This window comes from Pseudomonas sp. H2_A10, from assembly GCF_054680085.1.
In genome coordinates, this window is sequence record NZ_CP162821.1 from 2,140,426 (window position 1) to 2,164,418 (window position 23,993).

The window sequence follows — 23,993 nt, forward strand, 5'->3', positions numbered from 1 at the left end:
CGTGGAACCTACCGTCGTCGACCATTCCTCCATGTGGAGCCTGGTCAGCAATGCCAGTGTTGTGGTTCAACTGGTCATGCTGATCCTGGTAGCCGCATCGGTTACCTCTTGGGTCATGATTTTTCAGCGCAGCAACCTGCTGCGTGCCGGTCGACGTGCCCTGGAGAGCTTTGAAGAGCGCTTCTGGTCGGGTATCGACCTGTCCAAGCTGTATCGCCAGGCCGGCAGCAACCCCGACCCGGACTCGGGCGTCGAGCAGATCTTCCGTGCCGGTTTCAAGGAATTTTCGCGCCTGCGCCAGCAACCGGGTGTTGATCCGGAAGCGGTGATGGAAGGCGTCGCCCGTGCCATGCGCGTGGCCATTTCCCGCGAAGAAGAGAAACTGGAGCAGAGCCTGCCGTTCCTCGCCACCGTAGGTTCCGTCAGCCCGTACATCGGCCTGTTCGGTACCGTGTGGGGCATCATGAACTCCTTCCGCGGCCTGGCCCAGGCCCAGCAAGCCACCCTGGCCACCGTGGCCCCGGGTATCGCCGAAGCCCTGATCGCCACCGCGATCGGCCTGTTCGCCGCTATCCCGGCCGTTATTGCCTACAACCGTTTTGCCGCGCGCGGCGAAAACCTGATTGGCCGTTACTACACCTTCGCCGATGAATTCCAGGCGATCCTGCACCGTAAAGTGCACACCAGCGAAGAATAAGCAGGTACTCCCCGATGGCTTTAATCACTCGAGCTCGAACCAAGCGCAAGCCGGTCGCCGAGATGAACGTAGTGCCTTACATCGACGTGATGCTGGTGCTGCTGGTGATCTTCATGGTGACTGCGCCGATGCTCAACCAGGGCGTGAAGGTTGACCTGCCCAAGGTTTCCAGCGAAGCCTTGCCCCAGGACAACAACACCCAGGTGCTGACCATTTCGATCAAGTCTGACAAGACCTATTACTGGAACCTTGGCAGCGAAGTCGACACCCAGAAGCAGCAGGACAAGGCCTTGACCCTGCCGGCGATGACCGATGCGGTGACCAAGATCATTCGCTCCGGCAACGAAGGCGGCAAGCACACCCAGGTGTTCATTCGCGGCGACAAGTCGGTCGACTACGGCTCCGTCATGGGTGCCATGGGTGGGCTGCAGAAAGCCGGCGTGGGTAACGTTGGCTTGATTACCGAGGCGCCCTGATGCAGCAACAGCGAGAGCCGTCCGCCTCGGAAAGCTACTTCTGGCCTAGCGTCTGGGCAATTGCCCTGCACGTCCTGGTATTTGGCATGCTGTTCGTCAGCTTTGCCATGACCCCGGACCTGCCGCCAGCCAAGCCGATCGTGCAGGCGACCCTGTATCAGCTGAAATCGAAAAGTCAGGCCACCACCCAGACCAATCAGAAGATTGCGGGTGAAGCCCAGAAGTCGGCCGCGCGCCAGACTGAAGTCGAGCAGATGGAACAGAAAAAGGTCGAGCAGGAAGCGGTGAAGGCTGCTGCGGAACAAAAGAAAGAAGAGGCGGCTCAAAAAGCCGAGGAATCGAAAAAGGCTGACGAAGCGAAGAAGGCCGACGAGGCGAAAAAGGCTGATGAAGCCAAGAAAGCCGAGAAAGCCGCCGAAGCGAAAAAAGCCGAAGAGAAACAATTGGCTGATATAGCCAAGAAGAAATCTGAAGAAGAAGCCAAAAAGGCTGCCGAAGAAGAGGCCAAGAAGAAGGCCGCTGAAGAGGCCAAGAAGAAGATAGTCGAAGACGCGAAGAAGAAAGCCGCCGAAGACGCCAAGAAAAAAGCTGAAGCAGACGAGGCGAAGAAGAAAGTCGCCGACGACGCGAAGAAGAAAGCTGCCGCCGATGCCAGCAAGAAAAAGGCCCAGGAAGCAGCGCGTAAATCCGCCGAAGAGAAAAAGGCCCAGGCCTTGGCAGATTTGCTCTCCGACACGCCGCAGCGTCAGCAAGCCTTGGCCGATGAGCGTGGTGATGAAGTCGCGGGCAGTTTCGACGACCTGATTCGGGCACGGGCAGCAGAAGGCTGGACTCGTCCACCTTCGGCACGCAAAGGCATGACAGTAGTGCTACAGATCGGCATGTTGCCGGACGGTACGGTGACTTCGGTCAGCGTGGCCAAGGGCAGTGGCGATCCATCGTTCGACAGTTCGGCGGTTGCCGCGGTCAAGAACATTGGCCGGTTGACCGAGATGCAGGGAATGAAACCAAGCGACTTCGCTCCCTATCGTTCATTCAAGATGACATTCACACCTGAGGATCTAGCCTTGTGAGAAACCTTCTTCGAGGAATGCTTGTCGTTATTTGCTGTATGGCAGGGATAGCGGCGGCGGATGAAAAGAACATTCTGGTTACCAGCGGTAGCGATCGGGCCACCCCGATCGCGGTTGTACCGTTCGGTTGGCAGGGCGGCAGCGTGCTGCCGGACGACATGGCCCAGATCGTCAGCGACGACCTGCGCAATTCCGGCTACTACGCGCCGATTCCCAAAGGCAACATGATCAGCCAGCCGGCCCAGGTCAGCGAAGTGATCTTCCGTGACTGGAAAGCCGTTGGCGCCCAGTACCTGATGGTCGGCAACATCACGCCGGCCGGCGGTCGCCTGCAGATCACCTACACCTTGTTCAACGTGGCCACCGAGCAGCAGGTGCTGACCGGCAGCGTATCGGGCACCGCCGAACAACTGCGGGATATGGCCCACTACATCTCTGACCAGTCGTTTGAAAAGCTTACCGGCATCAAGGGTGCTTTCTCGACGCGTCTGCTGTACGTGACGGCTGAGCGTTTCTCCGTAGACAACACCCGTTACACCCTGCAGCGCTCGGACTATGACGGCGCGCGCGCCGTGACCTTGCTGCAATCGCGTGAGCCAATCCTGTCGCCGCGCTTCGCGCCGGATGGCAAGCGCATTGCCTATGTGTCTTTCGAGCAGAAACGTCCGCGTATCTTCGTCCAGCACATCGACACCGGCCGTCGTGAGCAGATCACTAACTTCGAAGGCCTCAACGGTGCGCCGGCCTGGTCGCCGGATGGTTCGCGCCTGGCGTTCGTATTGTCCAAAGACGGCAACCCGGACATCTACGTGATGAACATGGCTTCGCGCCAGATCACGCGTGTGACCAGCGGCCCGGGTATCAACACTGAACCGTTCTGGGGTAAGGATGGTTCGACCATCTATTTCACCTCTGACCGGGGCGGCAAGCCACAAATCTACAAATCGAGTATTGGCGGTGGCGGTGCGGAACGAGTGACCTTTATTGGTAACTACAACGCCAACCCTAAGCTTTCGGCTGATGAAAAGACGTTGGTGATGATTCACCGTCAGGATGGTTTCACTAATTTCCGGGTTGCGGCCCAGGATTTGCAGCGTGGAACGGTAAAAATCCTTACAGATACCAACCTTGATGAGTCAGCTACTGTTGCGCCCAACGGCACCATGGTAATCTACGCCACCCGCCAGCAGGGCCGGGGAGTCTTGATGCTCGTGTCCATTAACGGACGCGTAAGGCTCCCGCTTCCTACCGCTCAAGGCGAAGTCAGAGAACCGTCCTGGTCCCCTTACCTGAACTGACGCGGCGCTACAAAAAGAAGTACTTAACACACTGGGGTTCATTAGGAGTTTCACGATGGAAATGCTGAAGTTTGGTAAGTTTGCTGCTCTGGCTCTGGCTCTGTCCGTAGCCGTTGGTTGCTCGTCTAAAGGCGGCGACAATGCCGGTGAAGGCGCAGCTGTTGATCCAAACGCTGGTTACGGCGCTAACACTGGTGCAGTTGACGGCTCCCTGAGCGAAGAAGCTGCTCTGCGCGCTATCACCACTTTCTACTTCGAATACGACAGTTCGGACCTGAAACCAGAAGCCATGCGCGCTCTGGACGTTCACGCCAAGGACCTGAAAGCTAACGGCGCTCGCGTTGTTCTGGAAGGTAACACTGACGAACGTGGTACTCGTGAGTACAACATGGCACTGGGCGAGCGTCGTGCGAAAGCCGTTCAGCGCTACCTGGTACTGCAAGGTGTTGCTCCAGGCCAACTGGAACTGGTTTCCTACGGTAAAGAGCGTCCAGTTGCTACTGGCCACGACGAGCAGTCCTGGGCTCAAAACCGTCGCGTCGAACTGCGTAAGTAATTCGTCATGCGAACGTGCCGTCGTGCTCTAACTGTATTGGCTCTCAGCTTCGCACCGCTTGCGGTGTGGGCTGCGGTTCCTGTGGAAGATAGCAACTCTGGCTATAACAATAGCGGGAGCAGCTATCCGCCAGCGGGTTATGGCACGAACGGCGCCTATGCTGGGGGGGCGGCTACGGCCGCTCCTTCGGCACAGGGCGAACTGTTCAACCAACTGCAACGCATGCAGGATCAATTGGCCCAGCAACAGGGCGCCATTGAAGTTCTGCAGAATCAAGTGAACCAGTTGAAGCAAGAAGGCCTGGAGCGTTACCAGGATCTTGATCGACGCATAGGAGCCGGTGTTACACCTGCCGCTACTCCTGATAATTCTTCTGCCGGTGGTGCGCCAAGCGCTGCCGCCGGTGGTGCAGCAGGCGCCGCGGCTGCCAGCCAAGCCCCTGCCGCCAGCAGCGAACCGGGTGATCCGGCCAAGGAGAAGCTGTATTACGATGCAGCTTTCGACCTGATCAAAGCCAAGGATTTCGATAAGGCCAGCCAGGCATTCAGCGCGTTCCTGCGCAAATACCCGAACAGCCAGTACGCGGGCAATGCCCAATATTGGCTGGGCGAAGTAAACCTGGCGAAGGGTGATCTGCAGGGGGCGGGCCAGGCATTTGCCAAGGTCAGCCAGTTGTACCCCAAACACGCCAAAGTACCCGACTCGCTGTACAAGCTCGCTGACGTAGAACGCCGCCTGGGTCATACCGACAAGGTAAAAGGCATTCTGCAGCAGGTTGTAGCCCAATATCCGGGGACTTCCGCCGCACAGTTGGCTCAACGGGATCTGCAGCGCTTGTAAGCAATGCCGCCCGTTTAGAAGAAACCCGCGCCTGGCGCGGGTTTTTTCGTTAGAATCCACGCCCTTTTATGAAACACGCTCCTTGGAGCCTACGCGTTGGCGGGGTTCCTTGAAGTGCCTGACGGAGGCGGACAGCCTGTTTAGCTGTTACGCCCGTGGCGACTATGCAAGACACATTACGTATTACCGAAGTTTTTTACTCGTTACAGGGTGAAACGCGAACCGCTGGGCTGCCCACCGTTTTCGTGCGCCTTACCGGTTGCCCTTTGCGCTGCCAATACTGTGACAGTGCCTATGCCTTCAGTGGCGGCACCCTGCGCACCCTCGACGACATCCTGGAGCAGGTCGCCGGCTTCAAGCCTCGCTATGTCTGCGTGACCGGTGGCGAGCCCTTGACCAGCCCAATGCCATCCCGTTGCTTAAGCAGTTGTGTGATGCCGGTTATGAAGTGTCCCTGGAAACCAGCGGGGCCTTGGACATCTCGGCAGTCGACCCACGCGTCAGCCGCGTGGTCGACCTCAAGACGCCAGGCTCCAAGGAAGCGCATCGCAACCGTTACGAGAACATCGAGCTGCTGACGCCCAACGATCAGGTCAAGTTCGTCATCTGTTCCCGTGCGGACTACGATTGGGCCAACACCAAGTTGATCCAATACGGTCTCGACCGTCGAGCCGGTGAAGTGCTGTTTTCCCCAAGCCATCACGACCTGAACGCGCGCGACCTGGCCGACTGGGTGGTGGCGGACAACCTGCCGGTGCGCCTGCAATTGCAGTTGCACAAGTACCTGTGGAACGACGAGCCGGGTCGCTGAGAGGGCGCACAAACGGCCGTCATTGCAGCCCTAACGCGTTATTTCTGATTTTTTTAAAATAAGGTGTTGAATAATCCTTAGAAATCAGTATTATACGCGCCACCACACAGCGGGTCGTTAGCTCAGTTGGTAGAGCAGTTGGCTTTTAACCAATTGGTCGTAGGTTCGAATCCCACACGACCCACCATTTTTGGCGGTTTAGAAAATCCGGAAGGCCCACGCAAGTGAGGATTTCCGGGTTTTTTTTTGCCTGGCATTTGGGCCTGACAGGTGCGCAATGCACCCGGCACTGCCAGCATTTGGCCAAAGCGCCTGTTGACTCTCCTGTTACGGGCACACCCTATCCTGAACGTTCAACTTTCAGGATGCGGTGATGATGAGTAAGCGAGTACTGGTGATTCTGGGGCACCCCTCAACCGACAGTTTTTGTGGGGCGTTGACCGAGACGTACGTGAATGCCGCCACACGTGCCGGGCACGATGTGCGTCTGTTGCGGCTGGACGCATTGCGCTTCGATCCCGTGCTGCACGACGGCTACAGACACGTTCAGCTGTTGGAGCCGGATCTGCTCAAGGCTCAGGCCGATATCACTTGGGCTGAACACCTGGCATTTGTCTATCCGATCTGGTGGGGCGGGATTCCGGCATTGATGAAGGGGTTTTTCGACCGGATATTCCTTCCGGGGTTCGCCTTCAAGTACCGCGAAGGCAAAGCCTTTCCCGATAAGCTTCTAAAGGGGCGTACGGCTGATCTGCTGGTCACGATGGACACGCCGCCGTGGTACTACAAATGGGTCTATCGCATGCCGGGCCTGCATCAGATGCGCAAAACCACCCTTGAGTTTTGCGGCATAAAACCGTTGAACACGCTTACGTTTGGGCCAATCCTCGGTTCCGGCGCCTCCCAGCGTGAAGCCTGGCTCAAGCAAGCGCAGGCTATCGCCGGCCGTTGATGCCCGCGTGGCACAGCATCGCCTGCAACGGGCGATGCCAGCTTCATTCATATAGATACATAGCCTTTTGATATCTCCGGGTTCCCGGTTCCGGAGACATGTGTGAAGATGCGCGCGCCAAAATGCGCTTCCACACGTGTGCCATAAAAAAGGACTTTTCATGTATATCGGCAAAGCGGCCCTGCTGTCGGGCACCACCGTCAAGACGATCCGCCACTATGAAGACATCGGCTTACTGCCCCCGCCGGTGCGCGAGGGCAAGTATCGGGTCTATAGCCAGCAAAGCGTCGAGTTGCTGACGTTTATCAAGTGTGCTCAGCAACTGGGGTTCAAACTCAAGGAAATGCAGGCGATCCTTCAGGATCACCGCGGCCAGGAGCTGCCTTGGGATTTGGCCAACAAGGCCATTGCGGATAAAAAAATCGAGCTGAAAGCCCAGATCCAAGGGTTGCAGAACATCTACGACGGCCTTGAGCAATTTGAAAGCAGCCTCAAGGATGCCCAATACCAATGCCAGTTTGAGCACCTGTCCAAAACAGCCTGAACGAACGTGCTGCATGAGCTCATGAAGCGGTGCACGCGGTTCGCAAACGCCGGCAACCCATGGTTACTGAATGGTTATTGCCGGCGTCGCCCGTTTCAGCACCTAGCCCAGGGCGCCCTCGTGTGCTGGATGTTCACGTTCAGTTGCCGGTTGCTCGGGCACGATCGCTGCAAAGAACCAGGGCGATATCAGCGTCACTAACAAGATGGTCATGACCCCGCTGGAGAACAGCGCCAGCGCCACCAATGTTCCCAGATCAATCACGGGCTTGTACGCGGAAAACAGCAGCGCCAGAAAACCCACCGAGAAAATCACCACGTTGACCACCGTCGAGCGCCCGACACTGTGCATGGCCGTCAGAATTGCCTCGTCCACGTGGATACCTTGCTGCACCAGCAGCTTGATGCGCGACAGCAGATGTACGGCGTAATCCACGACGCCCACCACCAGGAACGTGACCAGCGTGGTGCCGATGTTCAGCTCGATGTTCAACAGGTACATACAGCCATACACCGTCACCGAAGTGGTCAGCAGCGTCAGCATGCCCAGGATCCCCAGCCGCACTGACTTGAGCCAGAACATCATCATCAGCGTGACCACCAGCAGCGCGAGCGAGAAGCTCAGCACCTGGCCCTGGGTGATCTCCGCCAGGATGCCGGTCCAGATTTTGGGTGTGCCGGCATGGGTGACCTGCAGGTTGGCCGGTTTGTTTACCAACAGCCAGGCGTCCAGGCGGTCCAGCAGGTCCTTGTAGTCGCTGGCCACCGAGGAGGTCATGGTATAGAGCGTCAAGGCTTTGGAGTAATCGGCGTTAAGCACGTTCTGCAAGTCGGAGCCGCCGCCGTTCTCGAACATCATGATGTGCTGCTCGATCAGCGAGTTACCGTCGACCTCAAAGGTTTCCGTTTGCCCTTCATCGTTGACGGATGTCACCTGCTCCATGGCCTGCGGCACGCGCAGGTACGCGGGGTTCATGTCATTGAGCACGAGGTTCATGCGCTTGACGTAAGCCGCCACTGAATAGGTGTAGCTGACGTTCGGCTGAGACTTGAGAAAGTGGTCGAGTTTGTCGAGGAACTGTACCGTCTCGGTGGTCAGCGCGCCGCGCGGGGTGTTGGTGTCGAAGGCGATCCAGCCAGGGGAAGTGCCCGCGATCCGGGAACGGTTGATGAACTCATCGGAAACGCGCACCGGGCTGTCTTTCTTGAAATAGGCGATACCTGAGTCCTCGATATCGACCATGAAGGTAAATACCGTCATCAGTGCCAGCAACGGCAGGCTCACGACGAGCACCGGCTTGCGCCAGCGGATCAGGCGCGCGCAAAAAGCCACCAGGTAGCGCGAGATAATCGACTCTTTGTGTACGGTTTTACGCAGCGGCTGGTCTTTGCCCCAGATGGAGATCCACGCTGGAATCAAGAGCAGCGAGATGATCAACGCGGCCGTCAGCCCGATGGACATGAAGATGCCGAAATTGCGGATGCTGACGATGTTGTTGGTCGTAGAGATCATAAACGTGGCGATGGTGGTCACCGTGGTCAACACCACGGGCACCACCATGCGGCGCATGGTCTCGCGGTTGGCCTCGCGGTACGTCTTGCCGGCGTTGAGTTGCTCGTAATACTCAGCCATCACATGGATCGCGTCGGCGCAGCAAATCGTGAACAAGAACACCGGCAGCACACTGGTGAGCAGGTCGATGGGCACTTTCAGCAATGCCATCAGCCCCAGCGTCCAAATCGTGCAGAACAGAATATTGAACAGCGGCAGGAACACGCCCAGGGGCTTGCGGAAGAAAAACACCAGCATCGAGGTCACGAGCAGGAACACGATAGGAAACAGCAACGCCAGGTCGTGATCGATGATCTCTTGTTGGGCGGCAATGAAAATGGGGGTGCCGGCAATAAACACCTCATCGGTGAATTGCGGGTTTTGGCTCTGGTAGTCGGCGACAATCTGGCGAACCTGTTGGTAGGCCCGCAGTTGCGCCTGGGCGTCGTCTTGCTTGGTGCCCAGCTCGGCCACCACTACCGCGACTTTCTTGTCCGGGGACACCACCCCGCCGACCATTTGTTCGTTGCCCATGATCTGCGCTTCGACGGCCTGCGGGTCCATGTCCAGGCCGTGCAGAGTCTTGTGGATCCACAGTTCGCCGTCAGCGCTCAGGCTGATGTTTTCCAGGTCGGCCATCGAGGCCATTTCCTGGATCGGGTTGATGCGTTCGGCCAGAAAGGTCAGAAACTGTAGGTCGCGCGCCTCCCAGCCCTGGCTGCGCGCGTGGTCGCGCAAGGCTTTGGCCTGGGCATAATCGTTTTGGCTGAAGCCGTTGCCGAGGATATCGGTGGCCAGCAGTTGGGCACGACTGTCGTTCTCGTGCTGGCCGACAATGCGGCGCAACTCGACTTCGTCATCGGCGTTGGCCAGCATCAGCCGTCGCAGGGCTTGGGATATTTCGAACTGGGCGTTGAGCGACTGCGTGTTAAAGACGCTGTGCGCATTATTCTGGGCGACCATGACCGAGTCATAGGTGCCTGTGAACTCGCGTTGCAGTTCGATGATGGTTTTGCGTGCGGGGTGGCTTTCCTTGAGCAGGTAGGGGTTGGTGTCCGACATCAGCGAGCCGAGGGCATAGGTGAAGTAGGCCGTGATCGCCACCAGCACAAACACAATCGTTCGCGCATAGCGCTCAACGAAGTTCAGGTATCGTTCCATAGTTCAATCGGTTCCACGAAAGGCAGGCGCAGGAGTCAGCGGGCGGAGACGGCAAATTCCGGCAGGTCACCGGTTTTGAGGCCGCGCTTGATCGCGGTCTGGTTGAACAGCCAGTCGTCCAGTTCAACGTTGTATTGCAACTGGTTGAAGCGCAGCTGGGAGCGGGTGCCGGCGATGAAGTCTTCGGTCTCGCTGAGGGTGATGCTGTCGATGTGGTCGACGGTCTCGACTCTGAGCGTACGCATCTGCTTGAACATCACGCCTTTGACGTCGAAGAAATCCTGGCGCATGACCAGCTTGTTCTGCTTGTCGATCCACACCTTGAGCTGGTTGTAGCCGGTCTTGGCCAGAATCTGCGCGGACACCGGGGTGCGTTCGATGACGTAGCATTCGCGCCCGCCCAGGGTCTCTTCGCCCACCAGCGTCTGGCGGTAGTCCTCGGCGCGGATCTTGTCCAGGTCTGCGTAGGAGTAATCACTGCCCATAAACGCGCCGCGCTTGTCGGTGGTCGAGATCCGGCGGGTCTGACGGCTGACCGGCAAATACATCCACTGGCTGTCTTCGGCATTCAGGGCTTCGTGGGGGTTTTCGATGTGGAAGGCCACGTTGCGCACATCGTTGGGCGCCGAGAAGTACATGGTGAATTTGTCACTGTCCGCGTAATCCTTTTGCAGGTAGCTGAACTCGCGCACACGGCTGTTGCCTTGCTTGTCGAGCAGGATCAACGAGACCTGCGACATAAAACTCTTGCCGTCATTGCGGTCGCGGGCCTGGCGAATGATGTCGTCGGCGTTCGGCGCGGCCAGCGCAAGCGTGCTGGTGAACATCAGCAGGCTGGTGGTCAGGACCTTGAGGGGCGGCAACATAGAAATTTCCTTTTCTTTAAGTGGTTTTATCGAAGGTCAGAACAAATAACCGGCCGACACGCGCAGTTGGTCGCGTTGGCTGTATTGGCCAAACGTGTGGTCTTGTTTGCCAAAAAACACATCCACCTCCAGCCCCAGCTTCAGCCAGTCCACGGGGGTGTAGGTGAAAATGCCTTGCAGCAAGGCGTCGTCTTTGGCCGGCGGGGACATTGCCAGCACCAGCCTGGATTTGAGCCGGTCACGCAGGTGGGTGCCCTCGGCGGACAAGGTGAACAACGGCTGGCGTTTGTCCTGCACCATGCCGGCCTGCCAGTCCAGCAATTGCTGCTCTTGCCATTGCACCGAGATCAGCCAGTTGCGCAGCAGGTAGTCCACCCCCAGCAACGACTTGATCATCGGGCTCTGGCTGCTGCCCTGGGCGCGGTAGGGGTTGGTGACGTGCCAGCGATCGAAGTAAGCCACCTCGCTGCGCACCACGATACTGTGGCCGGCGTCGATCGCCAGGCCGGCGCCGCCCATGCTGTAGCGAGGGAACTGGCGCTCGAGGATCACGCGCTGGTCGTCGGCGATGCCCTCGACCGCATACACCGGGTCTTGCTGGCGTGCATTGAGGGCGACAAAACTGGCGTCTACCGCGCCGATCCGGCCGTTGGCGCTCAACCCATACGAAAACCCCTTCTGCCCGCTGTAGTCGGGCTTTGAGCCGACCACGAACGTGTCCGGGGCCGGTGCGGCGAATAGCGGCGCGTCGAATTCGCTGCCCGTGGCCGGCGCCTGGTTTTTCAGGAAGTCGGTGATCCACAAGGCTTCCACTTCCCACTCGCCCACGGGTTGGGTCAGGCGCACCATCGGCACGGCGATGCGGCTGTCTTCGAGCAAGGCCGTCACCCCTTCGCGATAGTCGATGGGGTTGACCTGGTCCAGCACCCGCAACTCATCGGCGCGCCCCCACACCACTTGCTGCCAGCCCACCGTGACCTCACCGTCACCCAGGTAATGGCCCCAGTACAGGTGGCGCCAGTCGGCACTGAAGCGATAGTCCTCGCGTGCCGCCTGGCTATAGGGGTTATGCCCGTCATAGCGTGCGTCGTAGCGAACCCGGCCCTTGGCCTTGTAGTAACCGCTGTCCCAGTTGTCTTCCAGATTGGCCTTGAAATACACCGCCTTCTGCGTGACCGGGTCATCACCGTGCAAGCGCAATGCGCTGGCCAGGCCCACTTCCGCATCGGCATGCGCCGGCAGCAGGTCCGCGCCGGCCAGTTGCGGCGCCAGCGCGACCAGGCCCAGCAGCAGGCTGCGCGTGAGCAATGCTGTGTTCATGGCTACATCCCCAACCCGGCGCCGCCATCGATCATCAGGCTCTGCGCCGTGACCCCGCTGGCTGCGGGGCTGACCAGGTAACCCACCATGGCGGCGACTTCGTCGGCTTGGATGAAACGGCGCAATGGCAGCTTTTTCTTGGCATTGCGCAGGATCTGCTCCTGGCTCATCCCGGTAATGCCGGCTTGCGTCGCCAGCTCGCCTTGCAGCATCGGCGTATCGATCCAGGCCGGTAAAATGGCGTTCACGGTGATCCGGCGCGGCGCCAGGTCCAACGCCAGTGCCTTGGTCATGCCGATAATGCCGTGCTTGGAGGCACAGTAAGCGGTGTTGCGAACCTTGCCGATGCGGCCCAGGATCGACGACAAATTGATGATTCGCCCGCGATCCGCCAGCAGCGGCAGGCACAACGAGGTGACATAAAAGGTGCCGTTCAGATTGACCGAAATCACCTTGTGCCAGTTATCCAGGTCCTCCGGTTCATTCTCGTTGCACACGCCGGCGCTGTTGACCAGCACGTCGATGTAATCCAGGCGTGCCGACAGGTCGTTGAACAAAGCCTGCACGCAGGCCAGGTCGGCGATATCGACGCCATGGGTTTCGATGCTTGCGGCAAACGCCCCGGCGCCCACCCAGCTTTGCAACTGCGCCAGGTCACGATCCACCAGGATCAGGCGATGGGCCGGGTCGTTGGCGAAGTGCTCCGCCACCGCGCGACCGATACCGTTGGCGGCGCCGGAAATCAAAAACGTTCGAGATGCATTCATGGCATTTTCAGCCCGCCGTTGACCGACAGTACTTCACCGGTCACATACGTTGCGCGTTCGGCCAGGTACAGCACGGCCTCGGCGATGTCAGCCGGCAAGGCAAAACGCTTGATCAACAGGCGTGATTGCACTTCTTGCGCGTGGAGGTCGAGCAAGGCGGCGGTCATGTCGGTGCTGACGATACCCGGCGCTACCGCGTTGACGCGGATATTGCGCGGCGCCAGTTCCACCGCCAGGGCGCGAGTCAGCGCCTCCACGCCGCCTTTGGCGGCGGCGTAGCTGCTTTGACCCTTGCCAGGTTTTTGCGCGGCTACCGAGCTCAAGTTGATGATGCAACCCTGGCGCTGGCGCATCATGCCGGGCATCACCTGCCGGCAGCAGAGCAGGGTGCCTATCAGGTTGGTCTGGATCACTTCACTGATCGCCTCGACCGAGAGTGTCGCCAACAGACCATCGCGGGTAATCCCAGCGTTGTTGACCAGCAGGTCTATGCGCTCGAAGCGCTGTTCAACCTGTGCGAAAAAAGCCGTGATGCTGTGGGCGTCGCCGACATCGCACTGCGCCGTGAAACACGCGCGGCCCATCTTTTCGACGTCATCGCGCACCGCCTGAGCCGCCGCTTCGTCACGCACATAGCTGAAGGCAACCTGGTAACCGGCCTCGGCCAGTGCCAGGACGACCGCTTTGCCGATGCCGCGACTGCCTCCGGTGACTACCGCTGTTTTGAGGTTCATGGCCGTTCCTTAGAGTGAGTTGTGGGTCTTGAACTGCGCCAGGCCAAAACCGTGGATCGCCGCCAGGGCGCGGATCTGCTGCACTTGTTCGCGGCTGATGTCGCCGTAGGAGTAATGCTTGGTGATCCCCGCCAGCCCCATCAGCACCGACTCGGCCATGCAGGCATACAACTGGCCCTGTTTCAGATAGGCCCGCACATTCGGCGCCAGGCCATCGTTGAAAGGCGTCTGCACAATGCCGCCATGCATGTACAGCACGTCGCTGCGCTGGGCGCTTATCGCTTGGTCCACGTTCAAGGGCACGGCGATGTCGCAGATCACGCTGTGTTCGGCAAAATGCCCGGCGTCGAGAAACGGCTGCGCCGCGTTTGCCGCACACAGCACGATGCGTGCGCGCTTGAGGGCTTGCAGGTCATCGGTAACGGTGATGAAGGCGTTGGCGCCCAGGCGCTCCTGCACCAGGCGCGAGACCTGCAACCCCAACTGCGGGCTGCTGCCGTATTCCTGCAGCAATGCACGGATACCGTCGATCTGGAGCAGGCGCCGCGCCAGCAGGTCGTCGTTGGCCGTGCCCTTGAGTATCGAGCGCGCAGCGTCGGCGTAGATCAGTTGGGCGGTTTTTTCCAGGCGGCGTACCGAGCCATCACGACCGCTGCCAATCAGGATCAAATGGTCGACGGCGACGGACAGCAAAGAGGCGTAGGTCGACGCCACGTTACCGGCCGCACCTACCACGGCTGCCGTTTGCGCATGCAGCGCCAGGCCCTGTTGCTTGCAACCTTGCTCGATGGCCTCCAGGCCCATGCCGATGGTCAGGGCGTTGCCGGAGGTGAGCGCCATGTCCGGGATTTTCAGGGCCTGGCAATTGTTAGTCACGATGGAGGTGTACATTCCCAAGCCGGCGACGCGGTAGCCGTCGGCGCGGGCGTCGAGGACGCGATTGCCGACTTCTGTGCGAATCACCTCCAGGTCGCCGCTGATGATGTAGTCCGCCATGGCATTGGAGTCCATGCTCAGCGGGTACAAGGTGAACTCCACCGCCATGCCCAACTGCGAGCGAATCACCACGGGGCCCACGGGCGCGGCACGGCGCTCCGGTGCGGTGCGTTGCATGAACACGCGCTTTTGCTCGGCGCTCAGTTGGCTCAAGGACGGGTCGACATCACCGAGAATGTCGGCATCGATCAAGTGGTTGATAAAGGCCACGCGCGCGACGATAGGCGTGTCCTGCGTGGCATGGGCAGCGGCGGCGACCTGGAATCCGGTGTCACGCGGGGCGATCACCGGGATCAAGTCACTGCAGACGGTGGCGACCAGCGGGAAGGCGTCCCCGCGTTGCAGCATGTCGCAGACTGTTTGCAACGCGCCGATCAGCCCGTCGATCTCCGCAAAGGTGATGCATGCGGGCGGTTCCAGGCGGATCACATTGGAGTTGCTGCCCGAAGGCGCCACGCGCAGGGCTTGGAACTGCAACAGGTAGCCGGCGATCAGGTAACCCAACGCATCGTTGTACTGGGCCGATGCCTGCACCAGTGAGCTGTTGCCGCTTTGGTCGTGCAGTTCAATGCCCAGCAACAGGCCACGGCCCCGGACATCGGCGATGACCTCGGGGTACGCCGCTTGCAATTCAAGCAATGACGACTTGAGGTATTCGCCCTTGTTGTGCACGTCCTTGAGCATCGCATGGTCATCGGCGAACAGGCGATTGAGCGCCGCCAGGGCGATATGGCACGAGGCGTCGTCTTCGGCGAAGGTCGAGCTGTGGATATAGCTGAAGTCTTTTTCATAGTGGCTGCTGCGGATCACCGTGGCCGCGATCTTCATCAAGCCGCCGCCCAGCGCCTTGGACAGGCAGTAGCAATCGCCTTGCAGGTTGAAATGACTGCTGGCCAGGAAGGTGCCCGTACGCCCGAAACCCGACTGCACTTCGTCGATGATCAGCGGGCATTGCTGCTCGTTACACAGGCGGCGCAACGCCCGGTAAAAATCAGCCGGGAACTCGATGATGCCGCCTTCCCCCTGGATCGGCTCCATCAGCACGCCGGTGATCGCGCTGAATGCATCGCGCTTGACCAGCAGTTGGTCTGCGCTCCATTGCACGCTCAGCCAATGTCGGGTGTGGCGCGCCGGCAGTTCCTGGAGTTGGTGGGGCTGCTGCGGGTCGATGAACTCCACGTTCAAGCCAAAGCGCGCGAACGGCTGGCGATATTGCCGGCCATGCGTCAGTTGCACCGTGTTGACCAACTTACCGTGGAAGCTGCCGCGCAACGCGACGAACACCGGCTCTATGTGCAACTCGGCGAGGTTGTGCTGGCGCACGGCCTCAACCACCTGGCGTACCGTGGCGCTGGTCAGGTGGGCGGGCAGCAGGCCCGCCGGCAGGTCGAGGTCGGCCACGTCCACTTCACGGTAGGCGCGGTCGCTGGCGCTCAGTTGCGCCAGGTCGAAGTCCAGTTCGTCGAACCGGCGTTGCAGGTTTTTCTGGCGGCGAAACTCGGCATGCTTGACGGCAATTTCCACCGCCTCGGCGCCGCTGTTGGAAAAAGTCGAAATGTACGCTTCGCTGTTCTTCAATTCGCGGTTGAAGGCTTCGCTCAGCGCACGCCCCAAGGTTCCGGCCGTGCCGCGGATCGACATCTGCGCGTTAAACGGCACGTCGGCGCGCAGCAACGTGCAGAGTTGGTCGACAAACCCTGGGTCGTTGTGGCCGAACAAGGCGGCGCCATAGCCGCCGAGAAAATCGGTGACGGTGACTTCGTCACCCTGGCGGTTGCGGTAGAACAATTGGCTGCCCAGCGCGCGCTGGAACTCGCACTCCAGCCCCAGGGCCTGGAGCAAGTCGACAAACTTGGGGCGCACAAAATCACGGTAATCCATTACATCCATGTCCTTTAAAAGAGGAGGGTGTCGTACAAGAACGTCAGGCGTTGTCGGCCCGCTCGCTGTAGGTCAAGTGGTAACAAGCACTGAAACCGTTGTCGTCCTGGTTGAGGACCAGGCAGTCGACGAGTTTTGTCGAATGGGCGGCCCCCATCGCAAAGGGCAGGTCCGCGGCCACCGGTTGGCGCAACCCGGCAATCGGCGGCACGCACTGGGCGCGCAGGGCGCAGCGGGCGAGGATCAGGTCCGCCAGGCTGGGGGCCGCGCTGAGCAGGCCGGTTACCGCCACGCCGCTGGTAATGTGGGCGGCGCCGGTTCGGGCCAGGGTGTGGCTCAACCGCCGGTCTTTGTCGGGCTGGCCGGTAGCGCCGCACACCAGCAAATCGGCTTGCCGGTCAGGCAGGTTCAACGCTTCGACCGCCACATCGGCGGTCATTGTTTGCAGGCATACCTGGGCTTCATCGCCAAGCTCTACGCGCCGGCGCAACACCAAGGCCGCCGCGCCTTCGCCGGCGATACCGCCAGTGCCTTGCGCATCGAAAGGCAGCAGGGTGTGGGCGCCGTCGGCGCTGATCGTGCCGACCTGCACCAGAGCGCTGAGTGCCAATGCATCGAGTTCGCTGCCCGCGCCGACGATGATGGCCACGTCGATGCGCCCGCTCTGCAAGGCGGCGCAGGCCTCACGCAATGCCGCGAGGTTGCCGCTGACGCCCTGCATGTAGGCGTTGCATTCGCATTCAAGCTTGAGCGCCAGGCTGGTCACGCCCAACAGAATGTTGCTCAGGCCTTTGAGCACCAGGAACGGGTCCTGCGCCCGCTCCTGCAAGATGCGTCGGGCCAGGTGGCGCATGTCGGCGCCTTCGGCTTGACGACAGTCGTGGAGCAACTCGCCGTAGGACGCCAGCGACGGATGGGTATACCCGCCCTGGCAGCAATAAAGACCGTAGGTCAGGTCGTCGGTGCCTGGGTTCAGATTGGCCTCGGCCAATGCCTGGCGTACCGCGCTGACGCCCCAGATGACGGCGGGCGTGCAGTAACGTTGCAGGTTTTGGGCAAGGTCCTGACGGCTGCGTTGGTGGTCGTCATAGTGGACCTGGCCGAAGGCTGTGACCCGTTCACTGTGAAACTGCAACGAGCGCAGCGGCTTGATCCCGCTGCGCGACTCGCAGGCCGCCGACCAGAACGCATCCACGCCCCAACCGCTGGCCAGTACGCAGCCGCTGCCGGCGATCGCGATGGGTACGCCGCTCATTGTGCGTGCTCCTGGTATTTACCCAGCACCAGGCAGGTATTGAGCCCGCCAAAACCGAATGAGTTGCTCAGTGCCACATCGACGCGGCGGTTCACCGTTTGATGGGCGCAGTAATCCAGGTCGCAGTCGTCGGCGGCATCGTGCAGGTTGAGGGTCGGGGTAATCCGGTCGTGCTTGCAGGCCAGTGCTGTGACGATCAACTCGGGCGCGCCGGCGGCTGCGATCAAGTGGCCGAACTGGGATTTGTTGGCGCTGACCGCCAGCCGTCGATAGTGCTCGCCTTGGGCGAACACTGACTTGATGGCGAGGGTTTCGGCCGCATCGTTGAGCGGGGTGGAGGTGCCGTGGGCATTGATCAGGTCCACCTGTTGCGGGCGGATGCCGGCGTCGTCCAGGGCGGTCTGCATCGCGAGGGCGGCGCCCCGGCCCTGCGGGTCGGGCGCAGTGACTTTGTAGCCGTCCAGGCTGCTGCCAAAACCCAGCACTTCGGCATAGGGCACGGCGCCACGGGCGAGGGCGCGCTCCAGGGGTTCGAGCACTACAAAGCCGCCGCCTTCGCCGGCCACCAGGCCGCTACGGTGGCGATCAAATGGCCGGCAAAGCCCGGTGCCCCAGCGTTGTTCGCTGCTCGCGGCACCCAACAGGTACAGCGCGGTCATGGTGTCCAGGCTCAGCACCGAATCGGCGCCGCCGGCGATAGCGACCTCGACTTCACCCCGGCGGATCATCTGGAAGGCATTGCCGATGGCCTGGGAGGCCCCCGCGCAGGCGCTGCTGATATTGACCACCGGGCCTTCGCAACCGATGTCATCGGCAATCACCCGCGCCAGGCGGTCGTTGCTCTGGCGCAGCGAGTGGTCGGCATCGACCTGGTCGACCCTGGCCATCAAATGGCGCCACGCCGGTGGCGCATCCCGCTCGCTGGAGACGGTGAGCAGCATGTCCTGGATGCTGTGGGCCGGGGCGCCCGACGCACACAGTACCGCGGCATCGCGCAGTTGCTCGCGGGTCAGGCCACTGTCGGTAATGGCTTGGCTGGCCGCCACCCAACCCAATCGGCTGCGTTTTTCCAGGGGCATTTGCCAGGCGCGATGGCCTTGCAGGTAGTCGGGCAGCAGGCGGCTGTCCACGGCGGCCGCATAGCGTACCGGGAACGTCCCGTCCGCCACGCCTTCGGGTTGCCAGGGGCGGATGCAGTGCTCCCCGCGCAGCATCTGCGCCCACATCGATTGCCATTCGAAACCGAAGCCGGTCACGGCACCCATGCCGGTTATCACAATCCTTGGTGGGCTCATGCCTGTTTCTCCGTGGTTTCGTTGGCCAGTAATACGGCGCCCCAATGGCCTGCGCGGCTGTGATCGAGCAGCAGGGTGTAGCCATCGGCGTGATCGTGAAGCGCCAGGGCGATTTCGGTCAGCAAGGCGCTGGCCCCCAAGTCGCCAGTCATATGCCGGCTGCTGTGGAAAATCGCCTGGGTGTCTGCGAACAGAAGAGGCAGGAACGGCGTACCTGGCGCGGCGACAATCCGTGCGACGTCGCGCATGCCGAGTTTTTCCCTGGCTAATGTTTGCTGGACGACTCGCTGCGCCACGGCGCTCGACCGTTCGGGCGAGGCGCTGTAGCCACGGGCGAACCCGGCAATGCGCAATGCATGTGTGCCGTTTGCCGGTGGGCGCGAGGTCAGCAACAGCGCTGCCGCGCCTTCGCCGTAAAGGCTCGCGTCTGCCTGAGGCGGGCTTTGTGTGCTGTCGCGCAGATACAGCGCAGGCGAGAGGTTCGGGCTACTGCTGACCACGACAGCCGCATCGGCACGATCACCGGCGATCTGTTCAACCGCTTCGATCAGCGCATCGATCCCGGCATTGCTCTGTGAGCAGAAACCGCCCATGGGGCCGTGGCAATGCAGGGCTTCGGCCACGTAGGCCATGACGCTGCTGTTGAGCATCATCAGCGCATGCAGCGGCGGGGTATGCGCAAACAGTTGCGCGAGCAGCGCATCCGGTTGTTCGGCGATGGCCTGCACGGCCTCCCAACAGGAGCTGGGGCCATCCACTTCCGGAATGGCGGCCATCAGCGCAACCCGCTCGCCGGCGAGGTGCAAGTTATTCAGCGGGCCGGCCATACGACCGGCGCAATACAGCAGCCTGGCGCCCTGCGGTTCGACATTGCGTTGAATCTTGCGGTCGAACACCGTGGTCGGCAAACGCGGTACGGTCACTGGATAGGCCAACGGGCCTGGGGGGAAATCCAACACGTGGGCGACCGGCGCCGAGCCATGTAAGTCGGCGCACTCACTACCGGCGCTGTTGAACACGGATGCGGCGACCAGGTAGACGGGTTTTGCTTGAAGGCTGTTCATCTCATGCGTTTCCCAACACCAGCGAACTGTTGACGCCACCAAAACCGAACGAATTGGACAGCACCACCTTGATGGGCTGTTGCTGTGCTTCGGTCAGGAAGTTCAACTCAGGGAACTCGGCATTTGCCGGGTCATAGTTAAGGGTGGGCAACGCCACGCCTTGCTGCAGGGTCATCAATGACAACACCGCCTCGATGGCGCCGCTGGCCGCCAGCGAGTGGCCAATCGCCGATTTGTTGGCGGTAAACGTCATCGTGCTTGCGGCCGCGCCGAACACACGCTCGATGGCCAGTGCTTCACTGCGATCGTTCGCCTGGGTCGAGGTGCCATGGGTATTGACGTGGTCCACGGCGTCGCGGCTCAGGCCGGCACTGGCAAGGGCGGCGTTCATGCAGTGGGCGTAGTGGCTGCCATCGCGGCTGCTGGAGGTGATCTTCTGTGCTTCGCAATAATTGGCGTAGCCCAAGACCCGGCCGAGGGCGCGGGCCTTGCGTCGTTCGGCATGTTCCCTGGACTCGAGCACGAGCATCGCCGCGCCTTCGCCGAGGACGAACCCGCAGCGGTCATTCATGAACGGGCGACTCTGTTGCTCGGGTGCGAGGTCGGCACGCTGGCAAATCGCACCCAGGCCGTCGAAGCTGTAGTAGGACAATTCGTGGGCCATCAACTCGACGGCGCCGCAGATGGCCACGTCGATGTCGCCGCGCGCGATGGCGCGAAACGCGCTGCCGATCGCCATGGTTCCGGCCGCGCAGGCGTCGGAGTGGGTGCTGATATGGTCGCGAATGCCGAGCAGGCGGGCGATGTGGACCGTCTGCTGGTCGATCCGCCGAGCGAATGGGCCACCCACCAGGGTGTGGTTGTCCAGGTAGCGATCCAGGTCGACGCTGCCGGTGGCGTCCATATGGCGACTGGCTTCTTGCAGGTCACGGCTCACGCAATGCTTGTTGGCGCCGAGGAACACGCCGCTGGCCACGCGGGAAAAATCGGCGGCAACCAGGCCTGCCTGCTGCAGCGCCTGCCGGGCGACGAACTCGGCGAGCAGGCTCTGGCGCGGTAGCGTTGTTGCATCCACCGCCACCTGCGCGGCCATGGCCTGCCACTGCGCGTGGTCGATATAACCGGCGGCGCTCACCGCGAAGCCCAGTTCGGCAAACACCGGATGTTGACGGATACACGAACGCTTGCCACGGATGTGTGCAAACAGCGTTGCAGCATCCAGTGCCGTGGGGGCTACCAGCCCGTAGCCCGTGACTAAAACCTCTCGCGGCCCCATGAGCAAACTCCTAGACCGCTTGCGGCAAACGCGACGCGGCAAATTGCTCCACCAGGTGGCGAGAAATTTCATCGCCCTCCATCGGCGTCAAGCGCGCACTGCAACCGCAACACACGACTTGGCTACGCTCATTGAGACGGGCCTGGTCGGCGGCACACTCGGGGCAGGTCGCGGGCAAGTAGTTGAACATGCGGTAGCACTGCTCGGCCCAGTTGCGCACGGTCGTGGCCGCGAACACATCCGCCGGCTGCATGCCGCTGCGCAACTGTCCGGGGGTAAACGCGCTCAGGCTGTGTTCCAGAAGCTCCACGCCGGCCTGCGTGATGCGGCCTTTCTCGACCAGCCCGCTGACATCGCCAAACACCGCGACCGCATGGTCGAGTACGCTGGTCTTGGGCAGCGTGCAGCCGTAGTGGCGGCCGAGCTGAAAACTCAGGTCGACGATATCCAGCGAGTCGGCACTCAGGTCTTCCACGATGCTGCTGTGCTCATTTACATCGGCGGCATCCATCACCAGTAGCTGTGCGAGGATTTCGCGGGTGGTGGTAATGACGCTGTCCAAGTCCAATGGATTGTTCAAAGGTTATGTCCCTATAACGCGTAAATGAGAGGGGTGTGAGCAGTGACCCTGACGGGATTTGCTTGAGGTGTTTTTGAAGGCGGGGGAGCGTAAACCCTCCTGCGAGGGGGAGAGTCAATGTGCCATTATTTTTTTTTGCTGAGCAGGCGCAGGTGTCATGGCCAGATTAGGCTTTTGAATCCATTCGATATTCTGTAGCCTTGCGCAGCTTCACCTTTACCCGTGCTTGATGAACACGATCACTTCGTCCGGCGGCGCCCGAAGGGCTCCAGAGCCGGTGGTAAACTCGACTTTCGCGCAACTGCGCCTGCAGGTCTTGCGAATATGACGCACATTTCCGAACGCCTACTGGTTCAAGCCCATCTCGACGCCAAGCAGCCCAAGGCCCTCAGCGCCGACGAAGAGGCGAGCCTGCGCGCCGCCATCGCCGCCGAGCTCAAGGCTCAGGACGCGGTGCTGGTGGCCCACTTCTATTGCGACCCGGTGATTCAGGCCCTGGCCGAAGAAACCGGCGGCTGTGTCTCCGACTCCCTGGAAATGGCCCGCTTCGGCGCCGCCCACCCGGCCAAGACCGTACTGGTCGCCGGCGTGCGTTTCATGGGTGAGACCGCCAAGATCCTCACACCCGACAAACGCATCCTCATGCCCACTCTGGAAGCCACGTGCTCGCTGGACCTGGGCTGCCCGGTGGATGAGTTTTCGGCATTCTGCGACCAGCATCCCGAGCGCACCGTGGTGGTCTACGCCAACACCTCGGCTGCGGTCAAAGCCCGGGCCGACTGGGTGGTGACCTCCAGCTGCGCGCTGGAAATCGTCGAAAGCCTGATGGACAACGGCGAGACCATCATCTGGGGCCCGGACAAACACCTGGGCACTTATATCCAGCGCCAGACCGGTGCCGACATGTTGCTGTGGGACGGTGCGTGCATCGTGCACGAAGAGTTCAAGTCCAAGCAGTTGGAAGACATGAAGGCGCTGTACCCGGATGCGGCCATTCTGGTGCATCCCGAATCCCCGACCTCGGTGATCGAGCTCGCCGATGCGGTGGGCTCCACCAGCCAGTTGATCGCTGCGGCGCAACGCTTACCGAACAAGACCTTCATCGTGGCGACCGACCGCGGCATCTTCTACAAGATGCAGCAGCTCTGCCCGGACAAGGTTTTCGTGGAAGCGCCTACGGCGGGCAACGGTGCTGCGTGCCGCAGTTGCGCGCATTGCCCGTGGATGGCGATGAACACGCTGGAGCGCACGTTGCAGTGCCTGCGTGAGGGCAGCAATGAGATCTTCGTCGAACCGTCGGTGATCCCGCATGCCGTGCGGCCGCTCAAGCGCATGCTGGACTTTACCCAGGCCGCACGTCTGAAGCTGGCCGGCAACGCCTGAGCCGAGACGGGCTCGGTCAAACCGGTGGGCAGGGGTGCAAGCCCCCTCCCACCGGTTGATTTCCATTGGGCAGGGGTTACTTCTTTTGCTTTGGGACGCGCACCAGTTGCGTGTCCGAATAGATGTCATGCCAGCTGCGTTTGTGCTTATCAAACAGCGACCAGATAAACCCCAACCCCACGCACAGCCACGACGCAATCGACACCACAAAGCGCAACAGTGCCTGCCACAGGCTGATGCGTGAGCCGTCGGCGTTCTGCACGCGTACCCCCCACACCTGCATGCCCAAGGTCTGACCCGAGTGGGTCCAGAACTTGGCGAAGAAGCCAAACAGCACGAACAACAGAATCGTCGACAGCAGCGGATCGCCGTCCAAGGCGCCGGACTCGGTGAGGGTGCGCATCCTGGCTTCGCCGACGAACGCGATCCATACCAGCTTGTAGATAAACGCGGTGACGATCAGCAGTGCGGTGCACAGCAGCAAATCATAGAACATCGCTGCCAGGCGACGGCCCAGGCCAGCGGCGGGAAATTCGCCTTGGGGGCTCAGCAGGGGTTTGGACATGGCAGGGCTCTCTGGAGAAAACACGCAGTTTACGGAATCGCGCCCATAAAAA

Annotated in this window: 21 protein-coding genes, 1 tRNA gene and 1 pseudogene; 11 read left to right on the forward strand and 12 right to left on the reverse strand. The window is 60.9% G+C overall.

Annotated features, from left to right (window positions below):
- Position 1: 1 nt before the first annotated feature.
- The 10 genes and pseudogenes from tolQ to AB4O23_RS09895 all read left to right on the forward strand — a co-directional run bounded on the left by tolQ (position 2) and on the right by AB4O23_RS09895 (position 7,247).
- A complete protein-coding gene (tolQ, locus tag AB4O23_RS09850) occupies positions 2–697 on the forward strand; it encodes a protein TolQ (RefSeq protein WP_032890916.1) in 696 nt (231 codons plus the stop codon).
- A gap of 23 nt (positions 698–720) precedes the next feature.
- On the forward strand, positions 721–1,173 hold the full coding sequence (gene tolR, locus AB4O23_RS09855) for a protein TolR (protein ID WP_161979898.1): 453 nt from the start codon (positions 721–723) through the stop codon (positions 1,171–1,173).
- Positions 1,173–2,246: a cell envelope integrity protein TolA gene (gene tolA / locus AB4O23_RS09860; RefSeq protein WP_017529214.1), complete on the forward strand. Its 1,074-nt coding sequence runs from the start codon at positions 1,173–1,175 to the stop codon at positions 2,244–2,246. Before tolR ends, tolA begins: the two co-directional genes overlap by 1 nt.
- 17 nt (positions 2,247–2,263) lie before the next feature.
- On the forward strand, positions 2,264–3,544 hold the full coding sequence (gene tolB, locus AB4O23_RS09865; protein ID WP_460063006.1) for a Tol-Pal system beta propeller repeat protein TolB: 1,281 nt from the start codon (positions 2,264–2,266) through the stop codon (positions 3,542–3,544).
- 55 nt (positions 3,545–3,599) lie between these two features.
- Positions 3,600–4,100, forward strand: a complete 501-nt coding sequence (pal, locus tag AB4O23_RS09870; protein WP_003209827.1) for a peptidoglycan-associated lipoprotein Pal — start codon at positions 3,600–3,602, stop codon at positions 4,098–4,100.
- Positions 4,101–4,106: 6 nt separating this feature from the next.
- Positions 4,107–4,940, forward strand: coding sequence for a tol-pal system protein YbgF (ybgF, locus tag AB4O23_RS09875; RefSeq protein WP_017529212.1), 834 nt, complete (start codon positions 4,107–4,109; stop codon positions 4,938–4,940).
- A 164-nt stretch (positions 4,941–5,104) separates the two neighbouring features.
- Positions 5,105–5,751, forward strand: a pseudogene (gene queE, locus AB4O23_RS09880) (7-carboxy-7-deazaguanine synthase QueE).
- Positions 5,752–5,862: 111 nt separating this feature from the next.
- Positions 5,863–5,938 (forward strand) — tRNA-Lys (locus tag AB4O23_RS09885).
- A 186-nt stretch (positions 5,939–6,124) separates the two neighbouring features.
- A complete protein-coding gene (locus AB4O23_RS09890; RefSeq protein ID WP_137220233.1) occupies positions 6,125–6,703 on the forward strand; it encodes an NAD(P)H-dependent oxidoreductase in 579 nt (192 codons plus the stop codon).
- A gap of 160 nt (positions 6,704–6,863) precedes the next feature.
- On the forward strand, positions 6,864–7,247 hold the full coding sequence (locus tag AB4O23_RS09895) for a MerR family transcriptional regulator (protein ID WP_017529209.1): 384 nt from the start codon (positions 6,864–6,866) through the stop codon (positions 7,245–7,247).
- A gap of 102 nt (positions 7,248–7,349) precedes the next feature.
- Here the strand turns inward: AB4O23_RS09895 and AB4O23_RS09900 are convergent, their stop codons facing one another.
- From AB4O23_RS09900 to AB4O23_RS09950, 11 genes are read right to left on the reverse strand one after another with little or no spacing between them, the layout of a single operon-like run.
- Positions 7,350–9,959, reverse strand: coding sequence for an efflux RND transporter permease subunit (locus AB4O23_RS09900; RefSeq protein WP_017529208.1), 2,610 nt, complete (start codon positions 9,957–9,959; stop codon positions 7,350–7,352).
- Positions 9,960–9,994: 35 nt separating this feature from the next.
- The gene (locus AB4O23_RS09905; protein ID WP_017529207.1) at positions 9,995–10,825 is read right to left on the reverse strand and encodes an outer membrane lipoprotein-sorting protein; all 831 of its coding nucleotides are present in this window, start codon (positions 10,823–10,825) and stop codon (positions 9,995–9,997) included.
- 36 nt (positions 10,826–10,861) lie between these two features.
- Entirely contained in the window at positions 10,862–12,145 is a 1,284-nt protein-coding gene (locus tag AB4O23_RS09910) for a DUF1302 family protein (protein ID WP_460063010.1), read from the reverse strand.
- A gap of 2 nt (positions 12,146–12,147) precedes the next feature.
- Positions 12,148–12,912 (reverse strand): SDR family NAD(P)-dependent oxidoreductase, encoded by a 765-nt coding sequence (locus AB4O23_RS09915; protein ID WP_460063012.1) that lies wholly within the window; start codon positions 12,910–12,912, stop codon positions 12,148–12,150.
- A complete protein-coding gene (locus AB4O23_RS09920) occupies positions 12,909–13,646 on the reverse strand; it encodes a 3-oxoacyl-ACP reductase family protein (RefSeq protein WP_017529204.1) in 738 nt (245 codons plus the stop codon). The genes AB4O23_RS09915 and AB4O23_RS09920 overlap by 4 nt, the downstream gene beginning before the upstream one ends.
- 9 nt (positions 13,647–13,655) lie before the next feature.
- Positions 13,656–16,523, reverse strand: a complete 2,868-nt coding sequence (locus tag AB4O23_RS09925; RefSeq protein ID WP_460063014.1) for an aminotransferase class III-fold pyridoxal phosphate-dependent enzyme — start codon at positions 16,521–16,523, stop codon at positions 13,656–13,658.
- A 43-nt stretch (positions 16,524–16,566) separates the two neighbouring features.
- The gene (locus tag AB4O23_RS09930; RefSeq protein WP_460105881.1) at positions 16,567–17,778 is read right to left on the reverse strand and encodes a beta-ketoacyl synthase N-terminal-like domain-containing protein; all 1,212 of its coding nucleotides are present in this window, start codon (positions 17,776–17,778) and stop codon (positions 16,567–16,569) included.
- A complete protein-coding gene (locus AB4O23_RS09935) occupies positions 17,775–19,073 on the reverse strand; it encodes a beta-ketoacyl-[acyl-carrier-protein] synthase family protein (RefSeq protein WP_135196407.1) in 1,299 nt (432 codons plus the stop codon). The genes AB4O23_RS09930 and AB4O23_RS09935 overlap by 4 nt, the downstream gene beginning before the upstream one ends.
- Positions 19,070–20,137 (reverse strand): beta-ketoacyl-[acyl-carrier-protein] synthase family protein, encoded by a 1,068-nt coding sequence (locus AB4O23_RS09940; RefSeq protein ID WP_116079220.1) that lies wholly within the window; start codon positions 20,135–20,137, stop codon positions 19,070–19,072. Before AB4O23_RS09940 ends, AB4O23_RS09935 begins: the two co-directional genes overlap by 4 nt.
- A gap of 1 nt (position 20,138) precedes the next feature.
- A complete protein-coding gene (locus AB4O23_RS09945) occupies positions 20,139–21,413 on the reverse strand; it encodes a beta-ketoacyl-[acyl-carrier-protein] synthase family protein (protein WP_017529199.1) in 1,275 nt (424 codons plus the stop codon).
- 10 nt (positions 21,414–21,423) lie between these two features.
- A complete protein-coding gene (locus AB4O23_RS09950) occupies positions 21,424–21,993 on the reverse strand; it encodes an acyl carrier protein (protein ID WP_026067366.1) in 570 nt (189 codons plus the stop codon).
- A 324-nt stretch (positions 21,994–22,317) separates the two neighbouring features.
- On the opposite strand from AB4O23_RS09950, the gene nadA reads away from it, so the two are divergent.
- Complete coding sequence (nadA, locus tag AB4O23_RS09955; RefSeq protein ID WP_017529197.1) at positions 22,318–23,376, forward strand: quinolinate synthase NadA; 1,059 nt, start codon at positions 22,318–22,320, stop codon at positions 23,374–23,376.
- A gap of 76 nt (positions 23,377–23,452) precedes the next feature.
- On the opposite strand, the gene AB4O23_RS09960 is transcribed toward nadA, so the two are convergent.
- Entirely contained in the window at positions 23,453–23,941 is a 489-nt protein-coding gene (locus AB4O23_RS09960) for an RDD family protein (RefSeq protein WP_460150464.1), read from the reverse strand.
- Positions 23,942–23,993 lie beyond the last annotated feature (52 nt).